Below are 4535 nucleotides of genomic sequence, written 5' to 3'. Positions count from 1 at the left end.
GTCGTCTCGCTGACCACACTGCCCAAGATGACGGCGAAGAAGCCCACCGGCAACCTCGACTCCCGCTCGGGAGCGGGCGTGATGAAGCTGCTGCGCGAGCTGAACGCGGGCGGCACCACCGTGGTCGTCATCACCCACGACCGCGACATCGCGTCCTCGCTGCCCCGTCAGGTCGAGATGCTGGACGGCCTGGTCGTGCCGGAGGCGCGCGTTGGGCGCGTGGACGGAGTCCGGACATGACTCCTCTGGTTGCCGCCCGGATGCGGCCGCGCGACGTGATCAGGGTCGGCGGGGCGGGCCTGCGGGCCAGGCCGCTGCGGGTGTTCCTGTCGGCGCTCGGCATCGCCATCGGCATCGCGGCCATGCTCGGCGTCGTCGGCATCTCCGCCTCCAGCCAGGAGGACCTCAACCGGCAGCTCGAAGCGCTCGGCACGAACCTGCTCACCGTCTCGCCCGGCCAGACCCTCTTCGGAGAGGCGTCCCACCTGCCCGCCGAGTCGGAGGGCATGATCGGCCAGATCGACCCCGTCACCGCGGTCACCGCCACCGGCACCACACCGGCCAAGGTCTACCGCAACGACCACATCCCCGAGGCCCAGACCGGCAGCGTCTCCGTCACCGCCGCCCGCCTCGACCTCGTCGAGGACGTCGGCGCCACCGTCGTCAGCGGCGTCTGGCTGAACGAGGCCACCCACCGCTACCCGGCCACCGTGCTCGGGGCCAAGGCGGCCGACCGGCTCGGCGTCGTCCAGGCCGGTCCCGACCAGCGGGTGTGGCTGGGCGGGCAGTGGTTCACCGTCGTGGGCGTGCTCGCGCCCGCGCCCCTGGCCCCCGAGCTCGACACGGCTGCCCTGGTCGGCTGGCCGGTCGCGGAGGAGCGCCTCGGCTTCGACGGGTACGCGACCACGATCTACACCAGGGCCCAGGAACAGCACGTCGCCGCCGTCCGCGACGTCCTGGCCGCCACCGCGAACCCGGAGACGCCCAACGAGGTCGAGGTGTCGAGGCCGTCCGACGTGCTGGCCGCAAAACAGGCCACCGACGCCACGCTGAACGCGCTCCTGCTGGGCCTCGGCGGCGTCGCCCTGCTGGTCGGCGGCGTGGGCGTGGCCAACACGATGGTCATCTCGGTGCTGGAGCGGCGCGCCGAGATCGGCCTGCGCCGCTCCCTCGGGGCCACGCGCGGCCAGGTCCGGGTGCAGTTCCTCGCCGAGTCGCTGCTGCTGTCGGCCATCGGCGGCGTGGGCGGCGTGCTGCTCGGCATCGGCGTCACGGCGGCGTACGCGAGCCTGCAGAGCTGGCCCGCGATCGTCCCGGTCTGGGCGATGCTCGGCGGCGTCCTCGCCACGCTGGTCATCGGCGGCATCGCGGGCTTCTACCCGGCCGTACGGGCCGCGCGGATGTCGCCGACGGAGGCCCTGGCCACTCCGTGAGCCTGTCCGATTTCGACAAGAGAACGGCCCAGAGGAAGGAGTAGCTTCGCCGTCATGGACGTGATCGACCGTGCTGAGACATATCTGCAGCTCCACGGCCGCCTGATCGACAGGTTGCGGTTCGCGGCGCTGTTCCGGGACGGGCCCCGCGAACGGGTGCTCGACGTGCTGCGCTGCTACCAGAACACCGACGGCGGCTTCGGCCACGCGCTCGAGCCCGACCTGCGCGGCGCGGGCAGCCAGCCGGAGCCGGTCGAGGTGGCCTTCTGGATCCTCGACGAGCTGGACGCGTTCGACTCACCGATGGTGGCCGCCGCGTGCGACTACCTGGCCGGGGTCGGCACGCCGGACGGCGGCGTGCCGTTCGTGCTGCCGTCCGTCCGCGACACGCCCCGCGCGCCGTGGTGGGAGACCCCCGACGACCCGCCGGGGAACCTCGTCCCCACCGCGTCGATCGCGGGGCTGCTGCACAAGCACGGCAGCACGCATCCCTGGCTCGCCGCCGCGACCGACTTCTGCTGGTCGCGGATCGCCGCCCTCACCGAGATCAGCCCGTACGAGGCCCGCGCCGTCGTGACGTTCCTGGACCTGGTGCCGGATCGCCCTCGTGCGGAGTCGGAGTTCGCGCGGTTGCGTGACGCGCTGCTCGCGAACGTCTCCTTCGACCCTGACGCGCCCGGTGACGCTCACTTCCCCCTGGATTTCGCGCCGTCGCCGCTGCGGCTCCCGATGTTCACGGAGGACGTCCTGGACACCCACCTCGACGCCCTGCTCCGCGCGCAGTCCGACGACGGGGGCTGGAGCGGGAACTGGCTGATGTGGACGCCGCTGGTGGAGCACGAGTGGGGCGGCTACCTCACCGTGCACCGGCTCAGGACGCTGCGGGCGTACGGGAGGCTGCCGGGGTTCTGTCAGTGAGGCGGAGTACGTTGGAGGCATGTATGTGGAACGGCCTCCGACCGCCGACCTCGCGGGCCGTCTCGCCTGCGTGTGGCATCAGGTCAGCGAGGCCGACGCCACGCAGCTCGTGGTGCCCGACGCCTGCGTCGACCTGATCTGGGGGCCGGAGGGGCTGTTCGTGGCCGGTCCGGACACCGGGCCCATGCCGACCCCGATGGCCTCCGGCGACACCTTCGTCGGCATCCGCTTCAGGCCGGGGGCGGTGGGCGACTTCTTCGGCGTCCCGCTCCAGGAGTTGCGCGACCAGCGCGTCCGGGTCTCCGACCTCCCGTCCCTCCGCGACCAGCCCGTCCGGGTGCCCGCCCTTCCATCTCTCCGTGATCAGCCTGCCCGGCTCGCCGAGCTCACCTCCCTGCACGATCAGCCCGTCGGGGTGTTCGCTCTCTCCTCCCTCCGCGATCAGCGGGTCTCGGTGTCTGACCCCCCGTCCCTCCGGGATCAGCCCGTTCGGCTCGCCGACCTCCCGTCACTGCACTCCGCGGATGTCGCGCCTCCCGGGCGGCTCGGCGCGATGCTCGCGGCGGTCAGGGAGCGCCTGGCCCGCGAGGACCCCGCCGATCCCACGGCCGCCGCCATCGCCGGCGCGCTCAGGATGGGCCGCACGGTCGGCGAGGTGGCGTGGGACCTGGGGTTCAGCGAGCGCCAGCTGCACCGCCGCAGCCTGGTCACGTTCGGCTACGCGCCCAAGATCCTCCAGCGCATCGTCCGCTTCCAGCGCGCGCTGACCCTGGCCCGCGCGGGCGTCCCGCTGGCGGAGGTGGCGGTCACGGCGGGCTACGCCGACCAGGCGCACCTGTCACACGACGTCAAGCGGCTGAGCGGGGTGTCCATGCGCCACCTGGTCTCACCCGCGGGGTAGCTTGCCCGACACCAGCGCCTGCGCCCATCCGGCGGCCGGGTCGCTGTCGATGAACAGCGCCCGCGCCAGCAGGCTGAGCGGAATGGCGAGAATGGCGCCCAGCGGGCCCAACACGAATGTCCACACGATCAGCGAAAGAAATGTCATCGTCGTCGACAGCCCCACGGCGTCCCCCAGGAACTTGGGAAGAACGAACGACTGCGTGACGACATTGGTCACGGTGTACGCGGCGACGACGAGCAACATTTTCTGCACGCCGCCGTCCAGCAGCGCGAGCATGGCGGGCGGCAGCAGGCCGATGATGAAACCGATGTTGGGGATGTAGTTGGCGATGAGCGCCAGCACACCCCAGAGCAGCGGGAGCGGTACGTCCAGCAGCGTCAGGGCGATCACGTCGAGCACCGCGTAAATGATCCCGAAGACGGTCGAGACGATCAGGTACCGCCGAGTTTTGTGCGCGAACGTGGCCAGCGCGGGGACGAGCCGCGCGCCGTTGCCCGTGCCGGAGGTGAGTATTTTCGCCGTCACCGGAGCGTCGAGACACATTGCCAGCAACAACACGACAATGAGAAACATCGACGACAGAATGGCGATCACACTGCCCAGCAGAGCCTGCGCGAATTCCACGATCTTGCCGGGGTCGAACGCCGCCAGCCCTTTGTTGAGCACGTCGTTGCTGACGCCGTGCGTGGTGGCCCAGTGCTGGGCGTCGGAGAGCAGTCGCTGGAACTGGGCGGCGTACGAGGGAAGCAGCGCGGCGAGCTGGGCGGCCGAGATGACCAGGATGCCGACCATGCCGAGAAGCACGAGCACGACGATGAGGAACGGCACCGCGACCTGGAGCCAGGTGGGCGCGTGCCAGGCGGCGAGCCTGCGCCGCACGGGGGAGACGGCGATGACGAGCACCAGCGCCAGCACGATGGGGCCGGCTATCGACGCGACCTCACGGATGCCGTAGAGGACGATGACGGCGGCCGCTATGCCCACCAGGATGATGAGCGCCCTTGGCGCCGCTTGCTCTCGCACGGCCGGTACGTACCCCCGGTAGGCGTGCGTACCGTCGATTTGACGGTTCCCGGAGGCGTACATAGAGTTCACCAGTCCCGAGAGGGCGGCGCTTGATCGTCGATCTCACTCGGGGGCAACCTCCCTTCCACTTCGGTGCGAGACGTGCGCGTCTGGTTCTGGGGGCTGGTAAGTTAGAGGGGTTGTCCCGGAAGCGGGGCGGGTCTTAATTCCAGCAGGTCGAGCAAGTCGGGTCAATTTGACAGGGACTTGAACGG

At 70.7% G+C, this 4535-nt stretch carries 4 protein-coding genes and 1 pseudogene; 4 read left to right on the top strand and 1 reads right to left on the bottom strand.

The genetic code is table 11. The features are described 5' to 3' along the window. The 4 genes and pseudogenes from ACWDX9_RS60310 to ACWDX9_RS60295 all read left to right on the top strand — a co-directional run. Nucleotides 1-240, top strand: a pseudogene (locus tag ACWDX9_RS60310) (hypothetical protein); the annotation flags it as partial. Next, nucleotides 237-1433: an ABC transporter permease gene (locus tag ACWDX9_RS60305; RefSeq protein ID WP_449972905.1), complete on the top strand. Its 1197-nt coding sequence runs from the start codon at nucleotides 237-239 to the stop codon at nucleotides 1431-1433. The pseudogene ACWDX9_RS60310 and the gene ACWDX9_RS60305, both read left to right, overlap by 4 nt. Before the next feature lie 54 nt (nucleotides 1434-1487). Beyond that, complete coding sequence (locus tag ACWDX9_RS60300) at nucleotides 1488-2351, top strand: hypothetical protein (protein ID WP_449972903.1); 864 nt, start codon at nucleotides 1488-1490, stop codon at nucleotides 2349-2351. A gap of 19 nt (nucleotides 2352-2370) precedes the next feature. Then, nucleotides 2371-3252 carry a DUF6597 domain-containing transcriptional factor gene (locus ACWDX9_RS60295; RefSeq protein ID WP_449972901.1) on the top strand — a complete coding sequence of 294 codons (882 nt, stop codon included), beginning with the start codon at nucleotides 2371-2373 and terminating at the stop codon, nucleotides 3250-3252. Here ACWDX9_RS60295 and ACWDX9_RS60290 read toward each other — a convergent pair. Beyond that, complete coding sequence (locus ACWDX9_RS60290; protein WP_449972907.1) at nucleotides 3238-4239, bottom strand: AI-2E family transporter; 1002 nt, start codon at nucleotides 4237-4239, stop codon at nucleotides 3238-3240. The genes ACWDX9_RS60295 and ACWDX9_RS60290 overlap by 15 nt on opposite strands. Between the last annotated feature and the right edge of the window lie 296 nt (nucleotides 4240-4535).

The sequence above is a fragment of the Nonomuraea sp. NPDC003201 genome, assembly GCF_053590415.1.
The sequence above is the reverse complement of the archived record's forward strand: the minus strand, read 5'-3'. Positions and strand labels throughout refer to the sequence as shown.